Below are 26,434 nucleotides of genomic sequence, written 5' to 3'. Positions count from 1 at the left end.
CGCCTCCGGATCCGCTACGAGATACGCGCTGACCTCCACCTCGGTCTGCTCCAACTCGCCTGCAGCATCATCTGCTTGAGACGGCTTCGAACCTCATTCTGAAACGATCAGTAAGCCACTTCGCAGGGCCCGATGCCAGACAGGACGAGGTTGAACACTTCTCGGGCGGCGTAGCGTTTGAGACAGCGGATGTTCTCGCGCCGGGTCTTGCCCTCCGCGATGCGCCGCTCGTAGTAATTGCGGGTACGCGCATCGAACCGGAGCCGTGACTGCACGATCCGATACAGGGCGGCATTGGCTCTTCGATCGTCACCGCGGTTGAGCCGGTGGTGACGCTGACGACCGGAGGAGTGCTCGACGGGGCTGACCCCGCAAAGCGCCGCGAACGACGCCTCACTGTGCAGTCGTTCAGGGGTGTCCCCCATCGTGATCAGCAAGATGGCGGCACTATCCGGGCCGATCCCCACCCGGATGAGCAACTGCGGAAAATGACGCTCCATCAGCCCAGCTAGGCGCCGCTCCAGGTCAAGAATCTGCCCGGTCAGCTGATCGATCCGCTGAGCCAACAGACACAGGGCGATGCGGGTGGCCTGCTCCACGGCATCCCTCTCCCCGTCGTCACCCTCACGATCTTCGAACTGCGCGCAAGTCCTGACCAAGGCTGGATTCTTCAGACCGGCCAGCTGCTCGCGCAGGTCCGGATCGGCGGTGATCAGGACCGCCTTGAGCTGATTGATTGCCTGCGTACGGGCCTTGACAGCGGAGTCCTTGGCCAGTTTGAACAGACGGGCGCACTGCACCGGCCCATCCCCAGCCTTGGCCTGGGAGCGAGCACGGCCACTGAGCACCGCCCGTGCCGCCTCCTGCGCATCCACCGGATCCGACTTACCCCGCCGTCGACGGACCGAGCGATCAGGCCGGTTGACCTCGAACACCTCGACCCGGCGAGCCAGCAAGTAGCGCGAGAGGGCAGCTCCGTAGCTGCCGGACCCTTCCACCCCGGCCCTGTGCACCGCACCCAGCCGGCCGGCCCACTCCCAGAGTTCCCGATAGCCCACCGCCGTGGTGGGAAAAGACGCAGTGTCCATGACCGCCCCCAGCATGGAGAGCACCGCGGCCACATGAACATCCCGGTGCGTGTCCACACCAAGGACGACCTCGTCCATAACAGGCGGACGTTTTCTAGGACTTGGGGCACTCGTCTGGGCGCACCTCCTGCTCTGTGAGCCTGCCGGTCCTCGCCACCGGGCCGTCAAGGCGGTCAGCGGTGAGACAATGCCCAGTTCACGGCACACACACCCTTGGGACACGCCTCAGCAGCCCGGCAGCAGTACACCCTGCACTGGTGATCGACGAAGGTAGGACTGGACACCAGGTCCGATTTCTCACGAGCCAGAGCCCGGCACAGGGGTACATCAACCGGTATACCCAGGTCCCACGACTTGCGATCACTCGAAGGGCAGTACTGTTCCAACACGGCGGCGTACGTCAACGTGCACGGGCCGAGCCCCCGGCCCTGTGACTTCTTCGCGGCGGGCCCGGCCACTTCGCAGACCATGTCGATGTCCTCACGGCCCAGGGCGTGGAGGTACTGCTCGTACCGCTGGATCGCGCCCTCCTTCGTCCTGGGCGCGGGCTGGCCGCCGGTCGGCTCGGCCGACGGCTTCTCGGCCCGAGCGGACACCGACGGCGTGGCCGACGGCTCGTCGACCCGCGTGAACGCGGACGGCCGCGAAGGCTTCGCGTCCGTGTCCACCTTCGATTTCTCCGGACCGCACCCGCACGCCACCCAAACGCGGCAGACCATCGCAACCCGCCACCCGGCGGAGCCTCGCCCGATGCATCCGGCGAGGCCCTCACCTCTCACAACACTGCCCCTATGACGGGGGCATGACTGTGTGGGCCTGACCAGGTGGAATGCCTCGCGGGCGGAGTAGCGGTTGAGGCGACGGTACTGCCGACTGCCCGAGGAACGCTCGACGGGGCTGACCCCGCACAGCGCGGCGAAGGACGCCTCGCTGCCCAGACGTTCCGGGTTGTCCCCCATCGTGATCAGCAAATTGGCGGCACTGTCCGGACCGACGCCCACCACAGCGAGCCGCTGCGGGGCGTGTTGATGGCGTCCCCAGACACACACTGGATCGGCCGGATGACGAACCAGGTCCGGCACGTTCACGTGCCGGACCCAGCAGTGTCAGCCATTCATAGCCGCCCAGAACTCCTCGAAGGACATCTTGCGGTCGCCGTTGGTGTCGAGGGAGTCGATCAGCTCCTGAGCCTGCGACTCGGTGATCTCCGAGCCCTCCAACTCCGCAACGACCTTGCGGTATTCCTCCGCGGTGACCTGGCCGTCCCCGTCGATGTCGTAGCGCTCGAAAACCTTCCGCGCCGCCGTCTCCACGATGTCTGCCATGTGCTCCGCCCTTCTGCGATCTTTGCTGACGGGCCCAGATTATCCGTCCGTCCAGAGCAACGCGGGTGCGCCCAACCCGCCCGGCTGCTGCACGCTGGGCTCGCTCCAAGCCCGTGACTCCGCTCCCGAAGGCATGAGTCCGGAACTGCTTCGATGTTCCGCAACGTCGTCGAGGTGGCAGTCGATCCGGTGAATGCAGCCAGAACGCAACCATGGGCACTACGTCGTGCTTGTTCATGCGGGAACCGCAGATCTGCGGCTCTCCGTTGTGCAGCCTTGCTGACCCACTCCTGGCAGTCGGGGACTACTCGAAGGTTCCGACAAACGACGCCCCCTGCGGTGTCAAGAACTCGACGACCTCCGCAGCACCACGGGAGTCCCCTCTCGGCCCGCATCAGCTGGGGGCCAGAGCGCACCGGGCGCGATGCAGGAGAGGGCGGCGCACCAACAAGTCCCGGGCCGGTCGGTGGTGAGGCAGCATCCTGCGGGGCAGCCGGACCCCTGCCATCGAGGAACCGGCCGAGTCCGGCCGTGGGATGCCCCTGCTGGACGCGCTCGCCGGCGCGTGGGGCGTCCGCCACCACAGCCGGGGCAAGACCGTCTGGTTCGTCCTGCCGACACGCGAGTGCCCTGACGCCAGCGCAGCGGTCGCGGTCCAGGGTCAGGGCGCTGCCTGATCGGCAGGTGGGACGAAGCTGCATCAGCGCATCAGAACGGCGCTTCCGCGGTACCACCGGAGGGCATCGCACCTGGCAGTACACCTACGGGAAGCGGCAGGTTGGTCACCACGAACTGGTTCAGGATGTCGTCGCGATCCATGAACATTATTTGGCTCCGCTTCGCCGCGTCCAACGCGTTGCCCAGCCAGTTACGTGCGGCCTTGGTGATCTCCCCGCCGGCCACGATGAACGCATGGTCGACGAGGACACGCCGGTTGGTCTCGGGGTCGAAGATCTCGTGTGCCAGCATCATCAGAGCCTGATTGTGGATCTCAGCGATGTTGGCATTGCCCGCCCTGGATTTTCCGGTAGCGTCTAGTTTCCCGCGCTTCACCTGGATGCCGAAGTACAGGAAGTGCTGGGTCGGCAGGGTGTAACGCATCCAGATGTCCTTGCCGTACTCCAGCGCCTTGTCCCGGTGCCCGGCCGCGGTGATCCGGTGAAAACCCAGTTGCCGGAACAGTGGCAGCAGCACTTCCTCAATGAGTGCATCCTCACTGCACGTGTCCAGGAATGCGGCAAGTGCTGTGCGTCGCTGCATCTCGGCGACGCTCAGAGGGCGATGCGGGTTCTTGGCCAACACCGAGACAGTGTTCGTTCCGATGTGCCGCAGGTAGCAGTGCTTGTCCTCCCCGTAGAAGGCTTCGAACCCCTCGCGGGCGAGCGCATTGTTCAGCAAGCGCAGAGCATTGGGCCGGTCGAGACCCTCATTGAGGGCATCCGCCGGATTCATCAGGTGGTCGATCACCCTGCAGAAGGACTCCGGCGGGTGCGCGGGCCCCTCGTGCGGCTCCGCCAACAATTGTTCCAGCACCCCCGCGACCCAGCGGTGCCGCGTCGAACCGTCGTGCTCCCAATCCATGTCGAGTTCCGCGAAGAACTCGGTGATGTACATGCTCGATCGATACGGGAAATACGCAGGCTCGGCATCAGCTTGAGGGTCTGCCGCACCGAGATTCCCGCAAATGAGGTCGCCAAGCATTTCCAGCGTTCGCTTTCTGAACTTCACGACGCCCCTCCCCCGAGCCGCTCCCCCAGCCACCGCGTGCGAACCATTGTGCCCTGTGACCGCAGAACGTCCGGCACGTACGACCAAGTCCGGGGTGCGTCACGGGTTCAGCATCAAGCGTGGCGATTACGGCACACATCCACGGACAGCCGACGTACCACTGGGTCCGCACGAGCAGGGCACACCGCATCAACCCACCACACTAGAGAGCCCTGCCCGGCTTCCCGGCGGGGCCACGTCGTCTCACGGATCCCAAGTGGAAGGGGGCGATCGCAAATCCAGCGTTCCGGAGAGCAACGCAGGAACACGGACTGCATGAGGAGCCGAACCCTCATGCACGCGAGCACAGTCGACCTCACGGCGAAGCCCCACCGGAGTGCTCCGGCGGGGCTTGGTCTCAGGGCTCCGCGCACAAGCCCCGCCGTGGTGGTTCCCGGAAGGGCGTCATTGTTTCGCCCGTCTCACACAGCCCCTATGACCGGGATCACGCCTGTATGGGTCTGACCAGGTGGAACACCTCGCGGGCAGCGTAGCGTTTGAGGCATCGGACGATTTCGCGGCGAGTCTTGCTCTCCTTGATGCGACGTTCGTAGTACTCCTGAGTCCGCGGGTCGCAACGCAGGCGGGTCTGCACGATCCGGTGCAGAGCAGCGTTGGCCTGACGGTCGCCGCCGCGGTTGAGGCGACGGTATTGCCGCGCGCCCGAGGATCGCTCGACGGGGCTGGCCCCGCACAGCGCGGCAAACGATGCCTCGCTACCCAGCCGCTCCGGGTTGTCCCCCATCGTGATCAACAGAGTCACGGCCGTATCCGGGCCGATACCCACCACAGCCAGCAGCTGCGGGACGTGGCGTTCCGCGAGCAGGGCCAAGCGGCGCTCCACGTCCTGGATCTGCTCGGTGAGCTGCTCGATCCGGTGGGCCAGTAGGCACAGGGTGGCGCGGGTGGCCTGCAGCACCGTCTCCTCCTCGCCCTCGTCGTCCTTGCTGTCGTCGGCGAACCGCGCACAGGTACGCAAGAGGTCCGGGGTGTTCAGCTGGGCCAACTCCTCGCGCAGGTCCGGGTGGGCGGTAATGAGAACGGCCTTGACCTGGTTGATCGCCTGGGTACGGGCTTTGACCGCCGACCCCTTGGCGAGCTTGTACATCCGGGCGATCTGTACGGGTCCGTCGCCCGTTTTGGCCCGGGCGCGGGCCCGCCCGCTCAGCACCGCCCGGGCGGCATTCTGGGCATCGAGGGGATCCGACTTGCCACGTAAACGGCGGTCGGTCCGGTCGGGCCGGTTCACCTCGAACACTTCCACGCCCTGGGACAGCAGGTAGCGGGACAGGGCCGCTCCGAAGGAGCCTGTCCCCTCCACCCCAGCCCGCCGCACCGTGCCCAAGTCGCCGGCCCACCCGAGTAGTCCGTGGTATCCGGCCGCGGTGGCCGGGAACTCTTCGGTGCCCAACACTGCCCCGAGCGGGGATAGGACGGCAGCCACATGAGTGTCCCGGTGCGTGTCCACCCCGAGAACCACCTCTCCCGTGGGCCGACGTCGGCGGGCACGCGGGGCAGGGGGTGTACTGGAGGTGCTCTTTGTGGGCATACCCTTTCGCCTTCCGGTCCGATGACACATCGCGTTGCCGGCACCGGGCCGCGTCGGGCGGTCAGAATTGTGATGACGCCTGATTGATCGGCAAGCCCCTATCGAGACACACCCCGCCAGCCCGGTACCGACAACGCACCATCCCCGACCAAGGGCCGACGCTGTGTGAGAAAGACACCACGGTCAAACGTCTCATGAGTCAGACCCCGGGACCCGGGACAGCACCCACCAAGTCTCCCGCCCAACACGACGCATCAAAGACTGTGTTCAAACCCGACTGGTGACGGCGACCAATCGCCAACTGACGCCCGCTGACGACAGCAAATGCACGCAACAGCGATTAAATGCCGGCCATCAGTACCCCAGGGCTCCCGTAGTCGCCGCGCGCATTCTGAAGCCACACCCCAGAAAGCCCTTCAGCCCCGCCAGCGCGGGGCTCTTTCTCATACACGGGAAGCCTGGGTCAGCAGGTAGCTGGACAGGGCCGCTCCGAAGGAGCCGGTTCCCTCCCCCCGGCCCGCCGTACCGTGCCCAGGCGGCTGGCCCACTGGTGTAGTTCGCGGTATCCGGCCGCGGTGGCCGGGAACGCTTCGGTACCGATCACCGCCCCACCAGGGAGAGCACGGCAGCCACATGAGCGTCCCGGTGCGTGTCCACTCCAAGGACCACCTCCCCCGTCGGCCGGCGTCGGCGAGTACGCGGGGTTAAGGACGTATCGGTCATGTTCGTTCACCTTCCGACCCGATGGCGCATCGCGTGGCCTGCACCGGACCGCGCGGGCGGTCAGAACTGTGAATAAGCCTGATGGGTCGGCAGGCCCCTATCGGGACACACCCGGCCGGCCCGGTGCCAGCAACGCACCATCCCCGGTTAGCGGTCGACACAGCGTGCGTAAGACACCGCGGTCAGAGTTCTCATGAGTCAGACCCCGGCCCGGGACAGCACCCACCCATGCTCCCGGAACTCACAGCACACCACCCAGGCCCGCAGGACATTCTCAATCCCAGCTCATAGAACACCCTGAATCTGGCGCTGGCCGACCACAACTGATCGCGAAGGTCGACATCACGTTCAGCCCTCAGGACCCGCCAACGGCGCCAGCTAATGACGGGGCCTTGGTACCGACTGACGGACAGGGACCGGCGCGCTCCCACGGTGGGCCGACGGGCGAGCCAGTCCGGTGCGTGCGAGCGCGACCAACCCTCTACCCGTCAGAACCTCTTGGGACCGTTGGGTGGTCTCTACGTAGCAGAAGCCGTGGCCATCTGCTCGTCGTGTTCGCGTAGCATCCGCACGGCGGTGGCGGGTGAGGGGTGCTGACCCTTCTTCTTGCTGGTGGTGATGACGAGCTTCTTGGCGATGTCGCGCAGGCTCATCTCCTGGTCGCGGAGGCGGAGGCCATAGACAGCATGTCGTCGTCAGTGATGCCCGCGCCGCCGATGGTCTGACAACTTCGCTGGCCTCGACCAGTTCTCGCGGCAGATCACCGTTCTTGAGCAGCGCGTGGTCCACCCGGAAGGGCAGCTCGACGAGACGTGCCGAAGAGTCCAGCACGTATGAATACAGATTCTGATTCCCGTCAAGCGCCGTCCGGTAGGTCTGGAGCACACTGACCTGCCACCAACTGTTGCAGGAGGTCCGCCATGTGGTCGGTGCCGGGGAGATTTTGCATGTCCTCTTGGAATTTGCTTGCGTTGGCCTGGTACTTCGGGTTGTTCAGGACGCTGAGTGCGGCAGTGCGGATGGTGTCTGGCGTGTAGTCCTCCACGGGAATGCCTTCTGCCAGACCGAGGTCCCTGCAGCGCTCCGCGCAGTGCGGCTGGTCGGTCATGATGGGGGTGATGACCATGGGGACGGCTGAGAACAGTGCTTCGCGTACGGAGTTGTAGCCGCCGTGGGTGATGAGCAGGTTGCACAGGGGCAGCATCTGGGCCTGGGGTACGTAGGGTTCCAGGCGCACGTTGGCCGGCACGGTCCCGAATCGGGCGGGATCGGTTTCCGGGCCGATGCTGACCACGAGGTTGATGGGCTCGGTGGCGAGGCCCTCGATGATGGCCTCCAGTACGCCGGGGCTGCGGTGCAGGATGGTGCCCATCGAGGCGAGCACGGTGGGCTTTTGGCGGGGGAGGTCGGTGACCCATCCGGGGAGGGACTGGCTCGGGCCGGCTGCGGAGGGGCTGAACCTCAGGAAGTGGGTGTTGGGGGGGTGTGGTGTGCCGTGCTGGGCCCAGCGGGGTGCGTTGAAGCACAGGTGCAGGTGCCGGTAGAGCATCTTGTGGTCGGGGTCGGGCGGTAGTCCGGCACGCTCACGCTGGCGTGCCAGGACAGCTGTCAGTAGGCGGCTGTTGGCGGTGGGGTAAGGCACGTGCGGGGAGTCGATCGCGGAGTAGCCGTCGGTGCCGAGTGACGCGTGGGGGATGCCCAGGTGCTCCGCGGCGATGGCGCCGGTGGGGTCTTCGGAGGTCCGGATGATCAGGTCCGCGCGCCAGTCGCGCGCGACAGTGATCACCTCGGGAACCCCACGCTGGATGAGGCGTTCGATGGTCGTGACGAAGTAGTCCGTCATGTCTGCCCCGGGCTGCGGGAACGGCGGGAACACATCCGCCGGCCACGTGGACGGATCGTTCGCGGCGTTCCAGTCGACTCCCGCGCCGTAGTGGGTGAAACCGAATTTCTCTGTCTCCTGCCGGAATACTCGTGCTGTGCAGACCGCGACCTGATGCCCGGCGGCCTGCAGTGCGCGGGCCGGCTGGGCGATGCTGTACAGGTGGCTGATCACCGGAAAGATCGTGAAGAGGACGCGCACGACATTCTCCTGCCTTCGCCGGTCTGGGCTTGTTCCGCCGTCCGAATTTTGCCTGGGTGTGGCTGATGTCTTGCTGGATGCCGGGTCAGTTGATTGGCGCGCTGGTCGCGTAGACCATGCCGTAGTCGCCAGCCTTGTGGATCGGTCCTTGTTCTGTGTGGATGGTGAGGTTTCGCGAGTCCAGGATTTCCTTGACGCGGGGATAGGTCGTCTGCCAGTGGTCAACTTCGATGACTGTTTGGCGAATTCTGGGCCAGTGGTGTTCTTTGATGCCTTGCAGAACCGCGAGTTCGCCCCCCTCCACATCGATTTTGAGGAGGTCGATGCTCTTGATGTCGTGCTCGTCGATAGCGGCGGACAGGGACCGGACACGCACACGATACGCAGCCGTTTTCCGTAGCGCTCTCATGCGGTATTCCGTGAAGCGCCTTATGGCGAAGGAGGGTAGCCGCTGGAGGCGTGGACCCATTCCGCCTTGGCGAATCGCCTCGGCGAACGCCTTGGCGAGACGGACCCGCTCCTCCTGGTTGTTCTGGGAATTACGGAGTGCCGATGACAGGACTGTGGCCATGGGGAAGTAGGTGAAGTCCAACTCCCCTTCGTGTGCGGCCAGTCCGTACGGCAAGACTGTTACGCGCCCGTGGAAGAACTCCTTGGCATTCCGCTCAAGCATCGCGCGGATCGGTGGGAGGGGTTCGAACGCGAAGATGCGCACGTCACCGCCGAGGCGGGCATAGGTGTAGGCCGAGAAAGCTCCGATGTTCGCGCCGACATCAAGAACCGTGGCGCCCCGGCTCAGCTGGATCCCGTGGGAGAAGTAGAGCGGTACCTCACTGCGAACGATCTCGACTTCCCATGGATTGACGCAGTGCAGTGCGAATCCGCTCACCGTGACACGCGCGCCCGGGCTCGCCGTAGTGAGCACCTTACGGGGTACCCGGATTTCCTCCATGTTCATGATGCCCCTCCTCGCCGTATGGCACGCGTTTGAGTGGTGAAGTCATGGAGCAGGTCGGCGAGAACGGCGGGGAATTGCTGGCGGATGTAGAAGTGGTCGCCGGGGTAGCGGTGCAGTGCGAAGGGGCCGCCGGTCCATGCCTGCCAGCCCTGCATCGCCCGGGGCGCTGCGATGGCGTCATCCTCCGCGGCAAAGGCCGAGATCGGGCACGGCAGGCGGTTGACGGGCCGCATTCCTATTCCGGTCAGCAGGCGGGCGTCGGCGTTGATCAGGGAGCGGAAGGTCGCCATCGCCTCGGTGTCGCCCTCCAGTTCGCCGGGGATGGCACCGTCTCCTCCCAACTTCCGGTAGGCACCGGCTGGATCGGCGAGCAGCGTCTCGACGGTGGTGTCCCAGTAGGGGTGATCGGGCGGGGCCATCGCCGAGACGGCCAGCAGCATCGGTGGGACGCCTGCGTGTGCCAGCGCGCGGCACACTTCGAAGGCGTAGATGCTTCCGCCAGAGTGGCCGAACAGGATGGTGGGCCGCTTGTCGCCTGTTGCTGTCAACTGCATCGCGGTGAGTCGTGTCAGGCGCTGCAGGTCGGTGATCGCAGGCTCGTTGGCGCGTGACTCCCGGCCGGGCGGCTGGATAGCGATCACCTCGGCGGTGCCGGGGCCGTCGGGGCCTTTCGCCCAGGGCCGGTAGAACGTGGCGGTGCCGCCTGTGTGCGGGAAGCACACGATGCGGACGGGGGCGGAGGGGTCGGGGTGGAGGGGGACGATCCATTCGTTGGCGAAGCTGCGCATGGCCGTGTCTCCGTTCAGTCCACGCGGTGGAGGCCGAGTGCCGAGATGACGCGTCGGGACAGGTCGGTGATTCCGCGGCTGGACAGGACGTCCAGGGTGGGGATGTCCGCGCCGAGGGTGCGGCGCAGGGTGACCGTGAGCTCGGTCGCCAGGAGGGAGTCCACCCCGAGGCGGTCCAGGGGGACGGAGGGGTCGACCTGGTCGGGTGGTAGTTGGAGGAGAGCCGCCACCGCAGCCGTCACGGCTCCCGTGACAAGTTCCCGTGCCTCGGGGGTCGCTGCGGTGGCGAGCCGGTCTCGCAGACTGGCGGTGGCGTCGTGTCCCGGGGGCTGTGCGGTGAGGCCGTGGTAACGAGCGGCGGTGCAGGCGGGGAACATGTCACGCAGGCGCCGCCAGTCGGCGCGGCCGATCACCACGCACTCCGGGGCCGGTCCGGCGAGAAAGAGGCCCAGGGTGTGGAGGGCCTCGCTCGGCGATGTCGCGTCCAGTCCGAGCCCGGCCATTCGTGCCTCGATGCCGGCGCGTGCGGCCATGCCGGTGTCGCCGATCACGGACCATCCGACGGAGACGGCGGGCAGGCCACGGGCCCGCCGGTCGCGTGCCAGCACGTCCAGGCACAGGTTCGCCGTGCCATAGGCGGCCTGGAGTCGGTTGCCGATCAGCGCGGCGATGGAGGAGAACAGGACGAAGTGGTCGAGGTCGTAGCCCTTGGTGAGGCGGTCCAGCAGCAGTGCTCCGGTGAGTTTCGGCGCGAGCACGGCGGAGAACCGTTCGGGGGCGAGGTCGGCGAGCGGGGCGTCGTCGTAGTGCGCGGGGCAGTGGAAGACGCCCTTCAGCCCGTGGGGTGCACTGTGGTGGGCGCGGCGTACGGCGGCAGCCATCGCGACCGGGTCGGTGGCATCGGCTGCCAGCGCCGGTGAGCCGTCTTCCTGCGGCACGTTGGCCTTCCGGCGGCCTGTCACCCACACCTGGCCGGCCCCGTGGTCGCGGAGCCACTGTGCAGTGGCTGCCCCAAATCCCATGGTGCCCCCAACCACCAGGTAGGCGCCTTCGGAGTCGAAGGTGACGTGCCGGGGACACGGTGCCGGGTCAGGGAGGCGGGTGGTATCGATGATGAGTTTGCCGATGTGTCCGCTGCGTTTGAGGAGAGTGAAAGCCTCGGCCAGGTCCTCGGCCGGGTAGGTGGTGTGGGGCAGTGGCGTGATCGCACCGGTGGCAGCCATCCGTGCGACGTTGCCGAGCAGTTCGGCGGCGACGGCGGGGCGCCGCTCGATCAGTTGGGCCAGGTCGACGGCGTGGTAGGACAGCGTGTTCACGAACGGTTTCAGGCGCAGGTCCGCGTCACCGTACAGGTCGCGTTTGCCGAGTTCCACGAACCGGCCGTCGGGGGCCATCAGTTCCAGGCACGCGGCCGCAGCCGGGCCGGTGAGGGAGTTCAGGACGACGTCGACGCCGCGTCCGCCGGTGAGCCGGCGGGTCTGCGCTGCGAATTCGAGGGAGCGCGAATCGAGAGCGTGGTCGGCTCCCTGTCTCAGTAGCAGTTCGCGTTTGTCCGGGGTGCCCGCCAGGGCAATGACGCGGGCGCCACGTAGCCGGGCGAGGGTAAGGGCGGCAAGGCCGACGCCTCCCGCTGCACCTGGCAGCAGCAACGTTTCCCCTTCGGCGAGACCTGCCAGGGTCTCCAGACCGTAGAGGCCAGTGGTGTACACCAGGGGCAGGGTCGCTGCCTCGATGAGGCTCATCCCCTCGGGGATCGGCACGGTGACGGCCGCTTGGGCGACGACGTGACCGGCGAGGGAGCCGGGGGCGATCGCCATCACGCGCTGCCCGGTTTCGAGCTCCGTCACGCCGGGGCCGACAGCGGTGATGATGCCGGCGCATTCCTGTCCGATCAGGGGGCCCGCGCCCGCTGCCGACTGGCCGCCACGCCGGTCGGTTTGGGCGGGTTCGATCGGCATGAGTCCGGTGGCGAGCAGCACATCCTTGTAGTTGAGTGCGGCGGCGTGCACATGGATCACCACCTGCCCCGGCCCCGGTACGGGGAGAGGGGCCTCCTCCCAGACGAACCCAGGGGTCATCGTGGCCTGGCCGACCCGCAGGAGGTTGGTGCCTTCGCTCGTCGAGCGCTGGGTGACAGGCGGCGCGGCGGGGACGATCCGGGGTACGCGGAGCCCGGCCTCACCTGTCGTGAACTCGTCCTCGTCCGGGAGAGGAGGCTCCGTGAGAAGGCCGACCACGCGGCGTGCCACCGTCTCAGGATCGGGCGCGGATTCGGCGATGACTCGTCGCACGGTGATGTCCGGGATCTCATTGGCGATCGTCCGCGCCGTTCCCCACGCCGCCGCGCCCGCGGCCATTCCGGCAGCCGTGGTCTGCGGCGAGCCGGCCAGCGTCCCGCACGGACCGGTGACCAGCCACAGTGTCAGTCGCTCGGCCTGTGCGGCCTGGCGCCTCGTGGGGGCCCGCCCTTGCTGCCAGGCCGTCACCAGATCACGGAGGATCTGCGCCGTGTCGGTCGCGTTCTGGACGGGGTCTTGCGCTGTCCCGCCGAACAGCGCGAGTACGACGGACACCTCGCCTGCCGTGGCCCGGGCATCGAGGGCCTGCTGCCATCTTCGGACTTCGCCTGGCCGCAGGGTCAGGGCCTTGCCCGCCCCCAGGGCCGTGGCAAGTCGTTCGCCGAAGTCATCCCCCTGCGCGTCGGCCGCGACCAGCCAGGTGTGTGCCGTGAGTGCCGCTTGCGCAGCAGTGGTGGGGTCTGCCGGCTGCAAATCGACCTGCCAGGCGCCGACCGGAGCCCGTGTCGCAACCTCGATGAACCGTACGCGCAGCCCTTCCAACGTGACTGCCACCGCCCCATCGTGTGCAGCCACCGTGACATCCCACACCGCGTCCCGGCCCGCCCCGGCACGTGAGACCACACGCACCACCCCCGACACCGGGGGCGGCGCCCAGACGGTGACGGCACCGAATTCAACCGGGACGAAGGGCATTTGCTCGTCGATGAACCGCGATTCGAGCGGCCCACCAGCGTGCACCGCCACGTCCAGCAGTACCGGATGGACGGTGTACGCCGCGAACGGGCCCGACATCTCGGCGGCGACGTCGGCGGACAGGGCGTACTCGCCGAGCAACTCCGCGGTCCCGTCGGAATCCGTGCCGTGAAAGCTCAGTTCGGTCAGCGCTTGGAAGGCTTCTCCGTAGTCCGTTCCGGCGCGTGCGGCCATCGCGTAATACTGCCGCCCTGTCATCGTCGTGCTCATACCGGCGCGGAGAGACCCAAGGCTGAGCGGCTGCGGGCGGGGCTCGGCCACGGCCCGTACGCGGCCCCGGGCGTGTTGCTGCCAACTGCCCGGCGCTGAGGGCTGGTGTGGGTCGAAGCGCCGGGAGGCGATGGTGACGACCTCTCCGCAGACGCTGGTGGCCACCCGCAGCAGGGTGCTCTCGTCGTCAAAGGGAACGGTCAGCGCCGTGGAAACAGCCAGGTCCCGTACCTGCACGGCAGCGTTCTCGGCGGCACCGGTCCCCTTGATGACGGCCCGCCCGGCAGCCAGCGCCATCTCCGCGAATCCCGCACCCGGCATCACCACGGTCCCCCCGACCCGGTGACCGCTCAACCATCTCACCCGTGAGGGAGCCACCGGCCCTTCCCACTGAGGCGCTGCCACGGGGACCCGCTCCCCCAGCAGCGGATGCTCCAGGATCCCATCGCCGGGCCCCGGCCCCCACCAGGACGGCTCCCCGATCCAGTGCCGCTTGCGCTGCCACGGATACGCGGGCAGGTCCACGACACGACCCGGCTCCGGAAACCAGGCCGCGTCATCCATAAGACCGCTGGCAGACATCACCGCCGCCGCGACGGCATCCAGATCCGGAACCCGTCCGCGCTGGAGCGTCCCCAGCGAGTGACAGGCTTCGCTACAGGCCGCAGTGAGGCGGCGCAGATAGCCCGACAGCACGGGGTGCGGCCCGATCTCCACCAGCACGCGCGCCCCAGCCCCGATCATGGACTCGATGGCCGACGCGAAGCGCACCGGTTCGCGAATGTTGCGCCACCAATACCCGGCGTCCATCTCGGGTCCGTCCACAGCACGGCCGGTCACCGAGGAGAACAGCGGCACACGGGCCCGCCCGGGATGAAGCCCCCTCAGCCCGGAGAGAATCTCCTCGCGGACCGGATCCATCGCGGCGCTGTGGAAGGCATAGTCGAGCGGTAGCATCCGGAAGAAGATCCCCTGCGCCGCCAGTCGCTCACCGATCTCCGTCAAGACTGCACGGTTCCCTGAAAGGGTCACTTCGGAGGGCGAGTTGACAGCGCTGATCTCCACCTCGCCGTCGTACTCGGCCAGCATCCGTACAGCGGCCTCCTCGCCAACTCCCGCAGCAGCCATCCCGCCTGCTCCAGCGGTGCGGCCCTGCGCCGCGCTGCGCCGTGCCACCAGCTCGCACGCGGCTCCCAGATCCAGCACCCCCGCCACACAGCACGCCGCGATCTCCCCGACGCTGTGCCCGGCCACCATCGCCGGGACAACGCCCCGCTCCCGCAGTGATGCCACCAGCCCCATCTGCACGGCGAAAAGCAGCGGCTGAGCCACCTCCGTACGCGCCAAGTCATACGCGCCACTGGCCAAGGCATCGGCAACCGACCACCCCAACAGCGGCTTCGTGGCCGCGTCCACCTCTCGCACCGCATGCGTGAACATCCGGTCGCCGCCCTCGGCCAGCAGCTCGCGGGCCATCCCCACCCACTGCGAACCGTTGCCGGAGAACACGAAACCGACCGCTCCCACCCTCCCGCAGGCGTCCGCTCCTACCTCCACCGCCGCGGACCCCCGTGGCGAGCCCCCGACCGACAGCTCGTAGAGGTTCCGAGCCGCGCCCGCCGCATCGTCGGCGATGACCGTGGCGGTGTGCTCGTAACGGCGCCGCCTGCACGTCGAGGTGAACGCCACATCGTAGAAAGCCCCGGCTTGGCCGGCCGTATCCCCGTCGAGACCGCCCAACCGGTCGGCCATCGCCCACGCAGCCTCGGCCAGCGATTCGGGCGTCCGCGCCGAGACGACCACCGGTAGTGGCCCCACCGGTACGTCCGGCCGAACGTTCCGGTCCGGTGGCTGGGTCAGAATCACATGCGCGTTGGTGCCGCCGATTCCGAACGAGTTCACCCCCACCACCGCTGGCCCGTGGGGATCGATCGGCCTCAGTGCGTCCACCGGATCGAGCCCGAGCCCTTCGAAATCGATCGCCGGATTCCGGGGACGGCCGTGGAGTGACGGCGGGATCTGCCGGTGCCTGAGCACCACCAGAGCCTTGAGCAGCCCCGCCATCCCGGACGCGCATTCCAGGTGCCCCACGTTCGTCTTCACCGACCCGATCGGCAACCGGCGGCCAGTGGCACGCCGCACCCCGAGCGCAGCACCGATCGCCCTGCACTCGATCGGATCCCCGATCGGAGTGCCCGTCCCATGGCACTCCAGATAAACGAGTTGGTCGGCAGCGACACCTGCCCGTGCGTATGTCTCGACCAGCAGTTCCTCTTGTGCCGACTGCGACGGCTGGGTGAGACCGCCTTCCCCCGAGGCGCCGTCGGTGTTCACCCCAGAGCCCTCGATGACCGCCAGAATCGGGTCGCCGTCCGCAACAGCGTCGCCAAGGCGTTTGAGGAGAAGCACACCGCCGCCTTCCGCACGGACAAAACCGTCCGCATGCGCGGAGAAGGCCCGGCACCGGCCCGTTGGGGAGAGCAATGACGCCTTGCAGAAGCCGATGTAGTCGGCCGGGTTCAACAACGCTCCCACACCGGCCGCCAACGCCATCTCCACCTCACCCGACGCGATCGCCCGCGCCGCGTAATGCACCGCGACCAGGGCCGAGGAGCAGGCCGTGTCGATTGCCAGCGACGGGCCGCGCCAATCCAGCAGGTACGACACCCTGTTCGCCGTGTGCGCGGTGATGGTCCCGAACATGGAATGAGCACCCAGCACCTCCGGACGCGAGGCCAGCAGCTCCCCGTACCCGCGCGTGGACGTCCCCACATAGACACCGCCGCTGGTTCCCTTGAGGGCGGCCAGGTCGACCCCCGCGCCGTCGAATGCCTCGATGGTCATCTCCAGCAACAACCGCTGCTGCGGGTCCAGCTGAGCGGCCTCACGCGGTGAAATGCCGAAGAATCCGGCGTCGAAGCTTGCGATGTCGTCGAGGAATCCGCCGGCCCGCGTATACGCGAGGCCGAGATCAGTACCGGTGGCCCAGCGGTCCGCGGCAAAGCGGTCGGCGGGTACCTCGGTGACCACATCACGACCCGCCATGAGCACACTGCCAAGCCGCTCTAGATCACAGATCCCGCCAGGCAACCGGCACGCAGCCCCGACAATCGCCACGGAACTCTTCTTGCGCGTCACCGCATCGCGCGCGGAGAGCCGTCTCGGCCTTTCCTTGGCCATCGTCCCTACCCCTTCGCATCGCTGAGGGGAGAGGGTCTCCGGTACGGCAAACGCTGTGCCCACCCAACCCCAGAGCATGAATGTGCCGAGACTCAAGGTTGCGACAGACGCACTCGTCCCGACCTGTCGACTCAAGGTCGTAGGGATGCTGACCAGCCGCTACGCCAGCCCGTCCAGACCTGTCCAGCGCCGTCTCTCCGCTGAGCGGTCTCCTCAGCAACACCCACCTGAACGCCCTGGATAGCGCCAGATGCGGCACGCCAAGCAGTCCTGCACCCGGAGCAGATGCACGCTGGCGGACATGTCCAGCCCACCACACAAATCCAGCCACGGGAACCGAGTCGACCGCCCTAGCAGCGTGAACGTGTTGAAAGCTTGCGCTCACATGAGCCAACGGCGTGGCCGGACTCGGCGGACAGGAGAAGCTCACCGACGGCCCTCCCCCGACGCTGTGCCTGACTCGGCGGCTGCCCACCAGTACCAGGTCGACGACCACCTGCTGACCGGTGGCCGCAGCCTGCGCATCCTGTAGCCGATCCCGCGCAACCCACGCACGGCCACCATCACCCCGGGATGTTCCCGGCCGTGCCGGCCAGGGCCGCGGCGGCCTTGGACTGCCTGCGGGCTTTGAGTGCTTCGACGAGGACGGGGATGACCGAGATCGCGACGATGCCGACGAGGATGGCTTCGACGTGGTTCTTGACGAAGGCGATCTGGCCGAGCCAGTAGCCCGCGGCCGTGATGCCGGTGCCCCAGGCGATGCCGCCGATGATGTTGTAGGTGAGGAAGGTGCGGTACTTCATGGAGCCGGCGCCCGCGACCATCGGCGCGAAGGTGCGGATGATCGGGACGAAGCGGGCGAGCACGATGGCCTTGGGCCCGTGCTTGTCCATGAACTCGTGGGCCTTGCCGAGGGTTTCGGGCTTGAAGAGCCTGGAGTTGGGTCGGCTGAAGAGTTTCGGTCCGAAGTACTTGCCGATCAGGTAGCCGGCCTGGTCGCCGAGGATCGCGGCGGCTGCGATCAGGGTGCACACCAGCCACAGCGGCTGGGTGAGGTAGGTGCCCTCCCCTGTCAGCAGTCCCGCCGTGAAGAGCAGCGAGTCACCGGGCAGGAAGGCGAAGAGCCCCGACTCGGCGAAGACGATGGCGAGAATGCCGATCAGGCCGAAGTGCGAGATGAGGTAGTCCGCGGACATCCACTGGGGGCCGAGCGCGAGCGTGTACAAGGTCTGAGGTTCTCCTGGGCCGGGGACGCGGCAGGGCACAGCCCGCCAACGCCTCGTCATGGGTCTACGGGCAGCCACGCGTCGGCCGCCTGATGATCCGCCTTTGGCGGCCGGCGGCGCGCCGGGGCGGCTGGCGTATCAGCGGTAGGTGTCGGGGTCGCCGGCCTTGCCGGCGAAGAGGTCCAGGAAGTACTGCTCGGAGTCGGGCGTCGAGCCGTCGACGTCGGTGAAGCCGTACTGCCTGGCCAGCTTGCCGCTGGACAGCGAGCGGCCGGTGAAGCGGGACACGTCCGGGTCGGCGGCGAGCGCGGCCACGGCCCGTCCGATGAGGGCGGGGGTTTCGGAGACCGCGAAGTGCGGGTCCTTCGCACACGCCTCGTGCCAGTTCTCCTCGGTGACACCGAACGCCTCCAGCATGGCCTCGGTGCGCATCCAGCCCGGCGTGAGGCTGACCGCGGTTGCGCCGTACTCCTTCAGCTCCTCCGACAGCCCCAACGCCATCCGGATCGGCGCGTACTTGGCCAGGTCGAAGTAGAACGGCGCGCGATAGCGGTGGCGGCTGAACTCCTCGGTCCCGTCGGTGACCTCCACCACCAGCCCGCCGGGCCGGCGGATCATCAGCGGCAGGGCGTAGTGGCTGGTGACGAAGTGGGACTCGACGCCGAGCTGCAGGATCCGCCGTCCCTTGTCCAGGTCGAACTCCCACATCTTGCCCGCCCGGCCGTACTCGATCAGGTGATCGCCGCCCCAGATCACGTTGACCAGCACGTCCAGCCGTCCCTGTTCGCGGCCGATGCGCTCGACCAGGGCCTGCACCTGCTCCGCCTGGAGGTGGTCGACCGCCACGGCAATGCCGTTGCCGCCGGCCGCGGTGACCAACTCCGCGGTCTGCTCGATGGTCTCCGCCGCCCGTCCCGTCTCGCTGACCGCCTTGCGGGTAGTGCGGCCGGTGACGTACACGGTGGCCCCGGCGCGGCCGAGCTCGACGGCCATGGCCCGGCCCGCGCCCCGGGTCGCTCCCGCGATCAGCGCGACCTTCCCCGTCAGTTTCTTGCCCGTATTCATGATCGTCTCCTTTTGCTCTGCGAAGTTGTTGGTGAGCATGGGGCGGTGGCTGTCCTAGCGCTTCGGAAGCGGGGGCCGACGAGCGCCGGGTCCCAGTGCCACCCGCGGTGCGTCTACGCGCGCAGTGCCGTGCTGTTCTTGGGCAGTGACGCGCGCAGGTGTTGCGCGGTGTGGGAGCGCGAGGAGCGTGCCATCTGGGTCGGGGTTCCGGTGAAGACGACCTCGCCGCCGTGTTTGCCGGCGTCGGGGCCGATGTCGATGATCCAGTCGGTGTGTTTGATGACGTCGAGGTCGTGTTCCACGACGATCACGGTGTTGCCGGTGTCGACGAGGCGGTCGAGGAGGGCGAGGAGGTGGTCGAGGTCGGCCATGTGCAGGCCGGTGGAGGGTTCGTCGAAGACGTAGACGCGGCTCTTCTCGTGCAGGCGGTGGGCGAGTTTGATCCGCTGCCGTTCGCCTCCGGAGAGCATCGTCAGGGGGCGGCCGAGGGTGAGGTAGCCCAGCCCGACCTCTTCGAGTGTCTGGAGGCGGTTGAGGATGGCGGGGTCGGTGAAGTAGTCGGGTGCTTCCTCGACGGTCATGGTGAGGATGTCCACCACGTTCTTGCCCGCGATCCTGTGGTCCAGGACCTCCTTGCGGTATCTGGTACCCGCGCACGTCTCGCAGACGGTGGTGACCGGGTCCATGAAGGCCAGGTCCATGGTGAGGGTGCCGCGGCCCTTGCAGTCGGGGCAGCCGCCGGTGGAGTTGAAGCTGAACAGCCCGGCGTCGACGCCGAAGTGCTGGGCGAACTGCGTGCGGATGCGGTCCCAGACGTTGGTGTAGGTGGCGGGCGTCGAGCGCGGCGAGATGCCGATGGCCGACTGGTCGATCACGATCGCCTCGGGATGCTCGGCGGCGAACACGCCTGAGATGAGTGTGCTCTTGCCGGAGCCGGCCACACCGGTGACGGCGGTCAGCGCCCCGGTGGGGAAGTCGACGGTGATGTTCTTGAGGTTGTGCAGGCGGGCGTTGCGTACGGTCAGTTTGCCGGTGGGCGTGCGGTAGTCGCCCTTGACGTCCGGGGATTGCTTGAGGTGCCGTCCGGTCAGGGTGCCGCTGGCCTTGAGCTGCTTGACCGTTCCTTCGAAGACGATCTCGCCTCCGTGCATTCCGGCGCCGGGGCCGACGTCGATGATGTGGTCGGCGAGCGTGATGACGTTACGGTCGTGCTCGACGATGAGGACGGTGTTGCCCTTGTCGCGCAGGGCGGCCAGCAGCTCGTTGAGGCGGGCCACGTCCAGGGGGTGCAGGCCGACGCTGGGCTCGTCGAAGATGTAGGTCAGACCGGTGAGGCTGCTGCCGAGCTGGCGCACCGTCTTCAGGCGCTGGCCCTCCCCGCCGGAGAGGGTCGGGGTGGAGCGGCTCAGGGTCAGGTAGCCCAGGCCGATTGCTTCGATGCGGCGCAGTATGGCCAGCGCGGCCTCGGCCACTACGGCGGCCGGCCCCTTGGCGACCCGCTCCAGTTCGGCGATGAGGTCGCTGACCTCCATCGCGCAGTAGTCCGCGAGGCTGTACTTGCCGATCTTCGTGGCCCGCGCGGCCGCGTTGAGGCGGGTGCCATGGCAGTCCGGACACGCCTGGTCTGCGACCATCTCCTCGGTGACCTCGCGCTGGCGGGCCTTGAGCGCATCGAGTCCCGGCGCGATGAAACGGCGGGTGAATCGGTGCACGAGCCCTTCGTAGTCGCTGACGAGGACGTTGCCGCTCCTGGTCGTACGGGTGGCCTTGAACCCGCCGCCGTACAGGAACAGTTCCCGGTCCTTCTTCGCGTACTTGCCGACGGGCTTGTCGGGGTCGAACAGGCCGATCTCGGCGTACATCTGCCAGTACGACTTCCCCACGGCGAACGCCGGGTGCCGCATGGCGCCCTCGTTCAGCGACTTGCCGAAGTCCACCAGCCTGTCGAGGACCACCTGGGTTGTCTGACCGAGCCCTTCGCACGACGGGCACATGCCCTGCGGATCGTTGAACGAGTACGCGTTCGACGGGCCCGCGCTCGGCTTCCCGTACCGCGAGAACAGCACTCGCAGGACGGCATTGGCCTCGGTCATCGTGCCCACCGTGGAACGCGACCCGCCACCGACCGGCTTCTGGTCCACCACGACCGCCGGGGTGAGGTTCTCCATCCGGTCGAACTTGGGCCGCTCGTGACGCGGCAGCCTGTTGCGGATGAACGACGGGAACATCTCGTTCAGCTGACGCTGCGACTCCACCGCGATGGTGTCGAAGACGATCGACGACTTACCCGAACCCGATACCCCGGTAACCACCGAAATCTTCCCCTCGGGAACACGAACGGTGATGTCCTTCAAATTGTTCTCACGAGCCCCCGTGACGACGATCTGCCCGTCGCCGTGTGCTGTGGCGGTCATATTCCTTCGCTCCTTCATCATCCACTCTTCCTCGACTCCACCGGCCCCGCGCGTCGTACGCTCCGGGCAGCCGCGAACCACTTCGGGCATGGCCGTGCCCCATTGCGAGCAGCGTCGGGGAGAGCACCCGGCGGCGGTGTGAGCCGTACCGCCACAGCCCGCCGCTGCGCCGACGCGGCAGCGAGGCGTGTGCAGATGCGGAGCCCCACTGTCGTCTGCGGGAGGAATCACCGCCCGCCGACGTAGTCGTCCTGCGCGGCGATCCGGCCATCGCGGAGCTGCAGGGTCGTGCAGAAGCCGGCGGTGACCGGTTGCCCTGCCGCAGGCAGGTGCGGCTGTGTCCCGGAGCTGGTTCCCGCGAAGGCGTATTCGATGGCGACGGTGTCTCCGTCGGTGATGACCCGCTTGAGGGTCAGTTTCCGGTCGGGGACAGCAGCGGCGTACTCCTTTACATGCTCCACCCAGGCGTCCCGGCCGGTGAAGGCCAGGCCGAAGGCCCCGCAGGTGTAGGCGACATCGTCGGTGAACAACGCCCCGAACCGGTCGAAGTCCTGGTCGTTGTAGGAGTCCACCCACTCGTGGACGATCTTGTTGCTGTCCATGTTTGTTGGCCTTTCTGTGCCGTGAGAAGTCGTACGGATAGGGGAGGTTGGCGCGTCCGTCGGGCGGCCAGAGCCCTGCATGTCACGTTGCGGTGAGTGTCGTGCGGGATGCCGACTCAACGGGCGGGTCGCGGGAGGCGCCGCTGGCGCCCGGAGGCTGTATCGGCCCGTGGGATTCTCCGGAGCCTTCCGGTCTTCATCTCACGGACCAGTGCCCAGTGATTCCGTTTTCCCGCCTTTCGCCCCTTTATCAGGATAGCCGATAGTTACGGACGTGCGTACTTATCTGGAGAGAAGTGGGTCACCCCCGGAGGCGGGCACCTCCGTCCGGCACACTCGCGGTCGAACGGGGTGACTCGACTCGGTTCACTCAGGAGTGAGCTGTCACTGCATGCCGCAGAGCACCGAGGATGTAAGCGCGACTCGGCGGCTCGGGTGCGGTCATCACCTGCAGGCTCAGCCCGTTCATGAGCGGCGGAATGCGCGCTGCCACGGATGCCCCGACGATCGGGGTCATGGCCTCGACGCCGCAGCGGGTCAGCTGCTCGGCCGTCTCCCGCAGTCCCGGCCGGCGCAAGGCGGCCAGGTGCAGCTCATACTGCACCATCGCCACCCTGTGCGACTCGTCCAGAGTGGACATGACCGAGTCCGCGAGGGCCTCGGCCAGCTGCTCGGGGGTGTCCTCGGCATGCTCGGCAGCCCACGCCTTGATGTAGCCGGCGAACCGATCCACGGCCCGCTCCAGCGCGGCCTTGATCATCGCTTCGCGGTCCGTGAAGTAGTACGTCGTCGAGCTCAGCGAGACATCCGCGCGCTCGGCGACCACCCGATGGGTCAGCCCCTCGATACCCCGCTCGACGATCAGCTCCTCGACCACGTCCAGGATCCGCTCCCGCCGGTTCGGGTCGTGCCGCCGCGGCCGCCGGGCGCGCATGCCGCCCACCTCCGCCCCTTCTCCGGATCCCGTGTCGCCTTGTGCTCCGATGGCCGCCATCGACTCCCTTTTCACATCAGTACGGACGTCCGTATCCTGAGGATAGCGGACAACGCCACAAAACCGGTGCCACTGCACTCCCCGCCTGCCCCGGCCCGAAAGGGGACCGCCATGCCCGCCTCCCGGCTTGCACGGCAGGATGGGGCCGCGGTCGGTGACCGCAGCCGGTTGGCTGACCGATCTGTCCGCACCAGAGAACGCGGCGCTGCGCACCGCTGCCCCGCCACGCACCGTACGGCCCACGCTCGCGACTCTGACCAAGGACTACTTTTCCGACCCTGTGCGGTGTGAGACTCCCCCCGCGGGCCCCGCCGCCGTTACCCGAGGCCGGCGAGGAAGGACGCCCACTGAGCGGGTCGTCAGCGTCCCGCGGCGCTGAAACGCGTCACCATGTTTGGTGCCCTCACGGTTGGGCGGCCTGGCCAAGTCCGGCGGCGGTCAGGTCAGGTCCTGCTCGCGCAGCGGGGTGAAGTCGACGTCGAGCTTCGGGTCTTACGCCTCCCGCTGGATGCCGAGCGTGCGCGCTGTACTCACCGAACCCCTGGTGGGGGACGCCGCGCACGTGCCGGGGTGCGCGGTTAGCGTGGGGATATGGCTTTTGACGAGGTGCTGGCGGAGCGGATCAAGGAACGCCTTGAGGCGGAGGGCGTGACCGCGAAGAAAATGTTCGGCGGGATCACCTTCCTCCTGCAGGGCAATGCGCTGGCCAATCTGTACGAGGAGGGCCTGATGGTGCGTGTCGGGCCGGACGGAATGGACGAGGCCCTGGCCCGCCCAGGCACCAAGCAGTTGGTGTTCCGCGGCAAGGAGCAGAACGGCTGGGTGGTCCTTGCGGAGGAGACCTTGGACGACGACGTCCTCGACGACTGGCTGAAGTGGGCCATGGAGGTCACCGCGGAGCTGCCGCCCAAGTAATCCGGCCCGGCCGACTGTCTGCGGCGCCGAGGACCTCTCTCATCGGTCCTCGGCGCCGTTCTCGTCGTGCCGGGTGAGGGCGCGGGCGGCGCGCAGCAGGCGCTGGCCCAACTGCTCCAGATAGGGGGCGAGTTCGGGAGTGCCGTGGATGGTGTCCTCAGAGCCGAGGTCGATGGCGAGGAGTTGCTCGGCGATGCGACGGGGGTTGTTGGCGGCCAGGTCGATGGTGCTGGTGTGGTCGTCGAGGGGGCGGACGCGGCCGGGGAGGGAGTAGGTGCGGGCGCGCACGGTGTCGGCGTCGGCGGGCACACAGGCGTGGAAGGTGTAGCGGGCCGGGGCGGCGGCCAGGCGCTCGGCGACGTACACGGCCGCATCCCGGGCGGGCAGCTTGCGGGGCGTGACGCGGCGGCCGGTGGGGGCCGGTTCGGTGAGGCGGTCCACGCGAAACAGCCGCCATTGCTCGCGCTCGGTGTCGTACGCGACGAGGTACCAGACGGGGTCGGCGGCGACCAGGGCGTGCGGCTCGACGCGGCGCTGTCCGATCTCCCCGCTGCTGGTTTCGTAGGTGAACGCGACGAGCTCGTGGTCGCGGCAGGCGGCGGCCAGGGTGGCCAGCGTGGAGGGATCTGCGGTGGGGCCGGTGCTCCACGGCAGCGGGAGCGGGGCGGTGGTGGCCTGGATGGCGGCGACCTGGTGGCGTAGGCGGACGGGCAGTACCTGTTCCAGCTTGGCCAGGGCGCGCACGGCCCTCTCCTCGATCCCGGCCACGCCGGAGGCAGCCGTGCGCAGGGCGACGGCGATAGCAACGGCTTCCTCGTCGTCCAGCAGGAGGGGTGGCAGGTCGGCACCGGCGGCCAGGCGGTAGCCGCCGGCCTGGCCGGTGGTGCCCTCGACGGGGTAGCCCAGGTCGCGCAGCCGGTCGATGTCGCGGCGGATGGTGCGCAGGGTGACGCCGAGGCGTTCGGCGAGTTCGGTGCCGGACCAGGTGCGGCGGGTCTGGAGCAGGGAGAGCAGTCGCAGCATGCGGGCGGGCAGGTCCTGGGTCATGTTTTCAGGCTGCCAGGCATTAGTGCCGCGAGGTGTCCTAAAGGGCCTCTACCGTCGAAAACATCCAAGCGAGGAACCGCCTCGGCGGTCGGCAACACCCCCTCCCGAGCCGGGATCTCCGCAGTCCCGGGGCATCGCCGACCGGCAGGGAATCCGGGTTCCGCCCGCAGACGGGTGACAGAGAGTGGCTGATCGCTCCGTGCGGGCAGCCGGGCACGCGTGCTGCCGGCGTTCTTCTGTCCGTGTCTGCGGTTCCTCACCAACGAAGACAGCGCCTCCTCACTGAGCCTGAGTCCGGATGTGCTGCGCACGAAGGGAAACACGTCATGATCACTGGAGTGAACACGGTCACGGTCTGGGTGCTGGACCAGGACTCGGCCAAGACCTTCTTCACCGAGAAGCTCAGCCTGGAGGCGCGCATCGATGTGCCGATGGGCCAGGGCATGCGCTGGGTCACCGTGGGCCCCAAGAATCAGCCGGAGGTGCAGCTCACGCTGATGGTTCCGGGAGCGCCGGCGCAGGATGCGGAGTCCGCCGAGCAGCTCAGGTCGCTGCTCGCCAAGGGCGTACTCATCGGCTGCACGTTCACCGTCGAGGACTGCCACGCGGCCTTCAAGGAGCTGTCAGCTCGGGGGGTGACCTTCATCCAGGAGCCGCAGCAGAAGCCGTGGGGCGTCTCCGCGATCTTCCGCGACGACTCCGGTACCTGGCAGGAGATCCTGCAGCCGCTCAACTAGCGCGAAGAGGCGGATGGCAGGAACTCCTGACCGCCCCACCGGGCGAGCGAGTGCAGCTCACCTCGCTCGCAGCCGGGAGGGCCGCACTGCCCTCCCGGCGCCCCGGAAAGCCGCTCGCCTCCTGTGCGGCGCCCCGGAAAGCCGCTCGCCTCCTGTGAGCGGGTGGTCAAGCCGCCTGGCCGTAGCCGTCCGGGGCGGGTGGGTCGTCGCCGCGCCGCGGGCTGACTACGCCCGCCTGAAGGACCTGCACAGCAACCGCTTCGTCAACTCCGCACCGCAGGACTGGCACCGGCACGCGGCCGGCCCCTCCCGGAGCCGGCACCCCGCCATGGCCTCGGAGGCCGTCAGTACAGCCGTTGGCGCGGCAGGCACGGGCTTCTCGGCGGCCATAGAACGGTCCCGACCGCTCTTTGACCGACCCCAAGCCCGACCCGGCCCGCGATCACACCGGAAATTCACAGTACGAAAGTACTGTAGCGCGCTGCCTGGCCCGACGATCCGCACAGACGCAGGGTTCCACTGCCTCCGCGTGATGAGACTCATGGCGTTTTTCGAGGTGCCTATGCCCCTCTCTCCAGTACGGTACAAACGTATTAATTTCTGGCTTGTCTCGCTCGCCTTCATGGGCGATGCACTCGTCCTGGAGTCGGCGCCCTCCCGTCCGAACGCAGACCGATCGAACGAGGCCCATACCCGACAGGCGGCGGTGC

The 26,434-nt window shown here is 67.8% G+C and carries 18 protein-coding genes and 3 pseudogenes; 4 read left to right on the top strand and 17 right to left on the bottom strand.

The features are described from left to right. Positions 1-102: pseudogene (locus AB0I10_RS28855) on the top strand (IS5/IS1182 family transposase); the annotation flags it as partial. A gap of 5 nt (positions 103-107) precedes the next feature. Here the strand turns inward: AB0I10_RS28855 and AB0I10_RS28850 are convergent. The 4 genes and pseudogenes from AB0I10_RS28850 to AB0I10_RS28835 form a co-directional block, all read right to left on the bottom strand. Beyond that, positions 108-1,166, bottom strand: a complete 1,059-nt coding sequence (locus tag AB0I10_RS28850; protein ID WP_363155575.1) for an IS110 family transposase — start codon at positions 1,164-1,166, stop codon at positions 108-110. A gap of 95 nt (positions 1,167-1,261) precedes the next feature. Then, the gene (locus tag AB0I10_RS28845; protein ID WP_363155579.1) at positions 1,262-1,756 is read right to left on the bottom strand and encodes a hypothetical protein; all 495 of its coding nucleotides are present in this window, start codon (positions 1,754-1,756) and stop codon (positions 1,262-1,264) included. A 162-nt stretch (positions 1,757-1,918) separates the two neighbouring features. Continuing rightward, a pseudogene (locus AB0I10_RS28840) lies at positions 1,919-2,083 on the bottom strand (transposase); the annotation flags it as partial. 111 nt (positions 2,084-2,194) lie between these two features. After that, positions 2,195-2,413 (bottom strand): EF-hand domain-containing protein, encoded by a 219-nt coding sequence (locus AB0I10_RS28835; RefSeq protein WP_363155574.1) that lies wholly within the window; start codon positions 2,411-2,413, stop codon positions 2,195-2,197. A 536-nt stretch (positions 2,414-2,949) separates the two neighbouring features. On the opposite strand from AB0I10_RS28835, the gene AB0I10_RS28830 reads away from it, so the two are divergent. Beyond that, positions 2,950-3,090: a hypothetical protein gene (locus AB0I10_RS28830; protein WP_363155573.1), complete on the top strand. Its 141-nt coding sequence runs from the start codon at positions 2,950-2,952 to the stop codon at positions 3,088-3,090. A gap of 31 nt (positions 3,091-3,121) precedes the next feature. Here the strand turns inward: AB0I10_RS28830 and AB0I10_RS28825 are convergent, their stop codons facing one another. From AB0I10_RS28825 to AB0I10_RS28770, 12 genes and pseudogenes are all read right to left on the bottom strand, one after another. Then, positions 3,122-4,141, bottom strand: a complete 1,020-nt coding sequence (locus AB0I10_RS28825) for a hypothetical protein (RefSeq protein WP_363155572.1) — start codon at positions 4,139-4,141, stop codon at positions 3,122-3,124. A 484-nt stretch (positions 4,142-4,625) separates the two neighbouring features. Beyond that, a complete protein-coding gene (locus AB0I10_RS28820) occupies positions 4,626-5,624 on the bottom strand; it encodes an IS110 family transposase (RefSeq protein WP_363155578.1) in 999 nt (332 codons plus the stop codon). Positions 5,625-6,970: 1,346 nt separating this feature from the next. Beyond that, positions 6,971-7,105: a hypothetical protein gene (locus tag AB0I10_RS28815; RefSeq protein WP_363155571.1), complete on the bottom strand. Its 135-nt coding sequence runs from the start codon at positions 7,103-7,105 to the stop codon at positions 6,971-6,973. Between the two features lie 203 nt (positions 7,106-7,308). Beyond that, positions 7,309-8,535, bottom strand: a complete 1,227-nt coding sequence (locus AB0I10_RS28810; RefSeq protein WP_363155570.1) for a glycosyltransferase — start codon at positions 8,533-8,535, stop codon at positions 7,309-7,311. Positions 8,536-8,620: 85 nt separating this feature from the next. Continuing rightward, a complete protein-coding gene (locus tag AB0I10_RS28805; RefSeq protein ID WP_363155569.1) occupies positions 8,621-9,493 on the bottom strand; it encodes an FkbM family methyltransferase in 873 nt (290 codons plus the stop codon). Then, the gene (locus tag AB0I10_RS28800) at positions 9,490-10,281 is read right to left on the bottom strand and encodes an alpha/beta fold hydrolase (RefSeq protein WP_363155568.1); all 792 of its coding nucleotides are present in this window, start codon (positions 10,279-10,281) and stop codon (positions 9,490-9,492) included. Before AB0I10_RS28800 ends, AB0I10_RS28805 begins: the two co-directional genes overlap by 4 nt. Positions 10,282-10,295: 14 nt before the next feature. Then, positions 10,296-16,724 carry a beta-ketoacyl synthase N-terminal-like domain-containing protein gene (locus AB0I10_RS28795; protein ID WP_363155567.1) on the bottom strand — a complete coding sequence of 2,143 codons (6,429 nt, stop codon included), beginning with the start codon at positions 16,722-16,724 and terminating at the stop codon, positions 10,296-10,298. A 590-nt stretch (positions 16,725-17,314) separates the two neighbouring features. Next, positions 17,315-17,950, bottom strand: a pseudogene (locus AB0I10_RS28790) (VTT domain-containing protein); the annotation flags it as partial. Positions 17,951-18,088: 138 nt separating this feature from the next. Further along, a complete protein-coding gene (locus tag AB0I10_RS28785) occupies positions 18,089-19,015 on the bottom strand; it encodes an SDR family oxidoreductase (RefSeq protein WP_363155566.1) in 927 nt (308 codons plus the stop codon). Between the two features lie 113 nt (positions 19,016-19,128). Continuing rightward, the gene (locus AB0I10_RS28780) at positions 19,129-21,429 is read right to left on the bottom strand and encodes an excinuclease ABC subunit UvrA (protein WP_363155565.1); all 2,301 of its coding nucleotides are present in this window, start codon (positions 21,427-21,429) and stop codon (positions 19,129-19,131) included. Positions 21,430-21,656: 227 nt separating this feature from the next. Continuing rightward, positions 21,657-22,031, bottom strand: a complete 375-nt coding sequence (locus tag AB0I10_RS28775) for a nuclear transport factor 2 family protein (protein ID WP_363155564.1) — start codon at positions 22,029-22,031, stop codon at positions 21,657-21,659. 370 nt (positions 22,032-22,401) lie between these two features. Next, positions 22,402-22,965, bottom strand: coding sequence for a TetR family transcriptional regulator (locus tag AB0I10_RS28770; RefSeq protein WP_363155563.1), 564 nt, complete (start codon positions 22,963-22,965; stop codon positions 22,402-22,404). A 651-nt stretch (positions 22,966-23,616) separates the two neighbouring features. Here AB0I10_RS28770 and AB0I10_RS28765 point away from each other — a divergent pair. Then, on the top strand, positions 23,617-23,940 hold the full coding sequence (locus AB0I10_RS28765; RefSeq protein ID WP_363155562.1) for a TfoX/Sxy family protein: 324 nt from the start codon (positions 23,617-23,619) through the stop codon (positions 23,938-23,940). Positions 23,941-23,979: 39 nt separating this feature from the next. Here AB0I10_RS28765 and AB0I10_RS28760 read toward each other — a convergent pair whose 3' ends face one another. Beyond that, entirely contained in the window at positions 23,980-24,987 is a 1,008-nt protein-coding gene (locus AB0I10_RS28760) for a YafY family protein (RefSeq protein WP_363155561.1), read from the bottom strand. A gap of 326 nt (positions 24,988-25,313) precedes the next feature. Here AB0I10_RS28760 and AB0I10_RS28755 point away from each other — a divergent pair, with 326 nt between their 5' ends. Next, complete coding sequence (locus AB0I10_RS28755) at positions 25,314-25,724, top strand: VOC family protein (RefSeq protein WP_363155560.1); 411 nt, start codon at positions 25,314-25,316, stop codon at positions 25,722-25,724. Positions 25,725-26,434 lie beyond the last annotated feature (710 nt).

This window comes from Streptomyces sp. NPDC050636 (assembly GCF_040654775.1).
Classification (GTDB): domain Bacteria; phylum Actinomycetota; class Actinomycetes; order Streptomycetales; family Streptomycetaceae; genus Streptomyces.
Note: the sequence above shows the minus strand (reverse complement) of the source record. Positions and strands in the feature narration are given on the sequence as shown.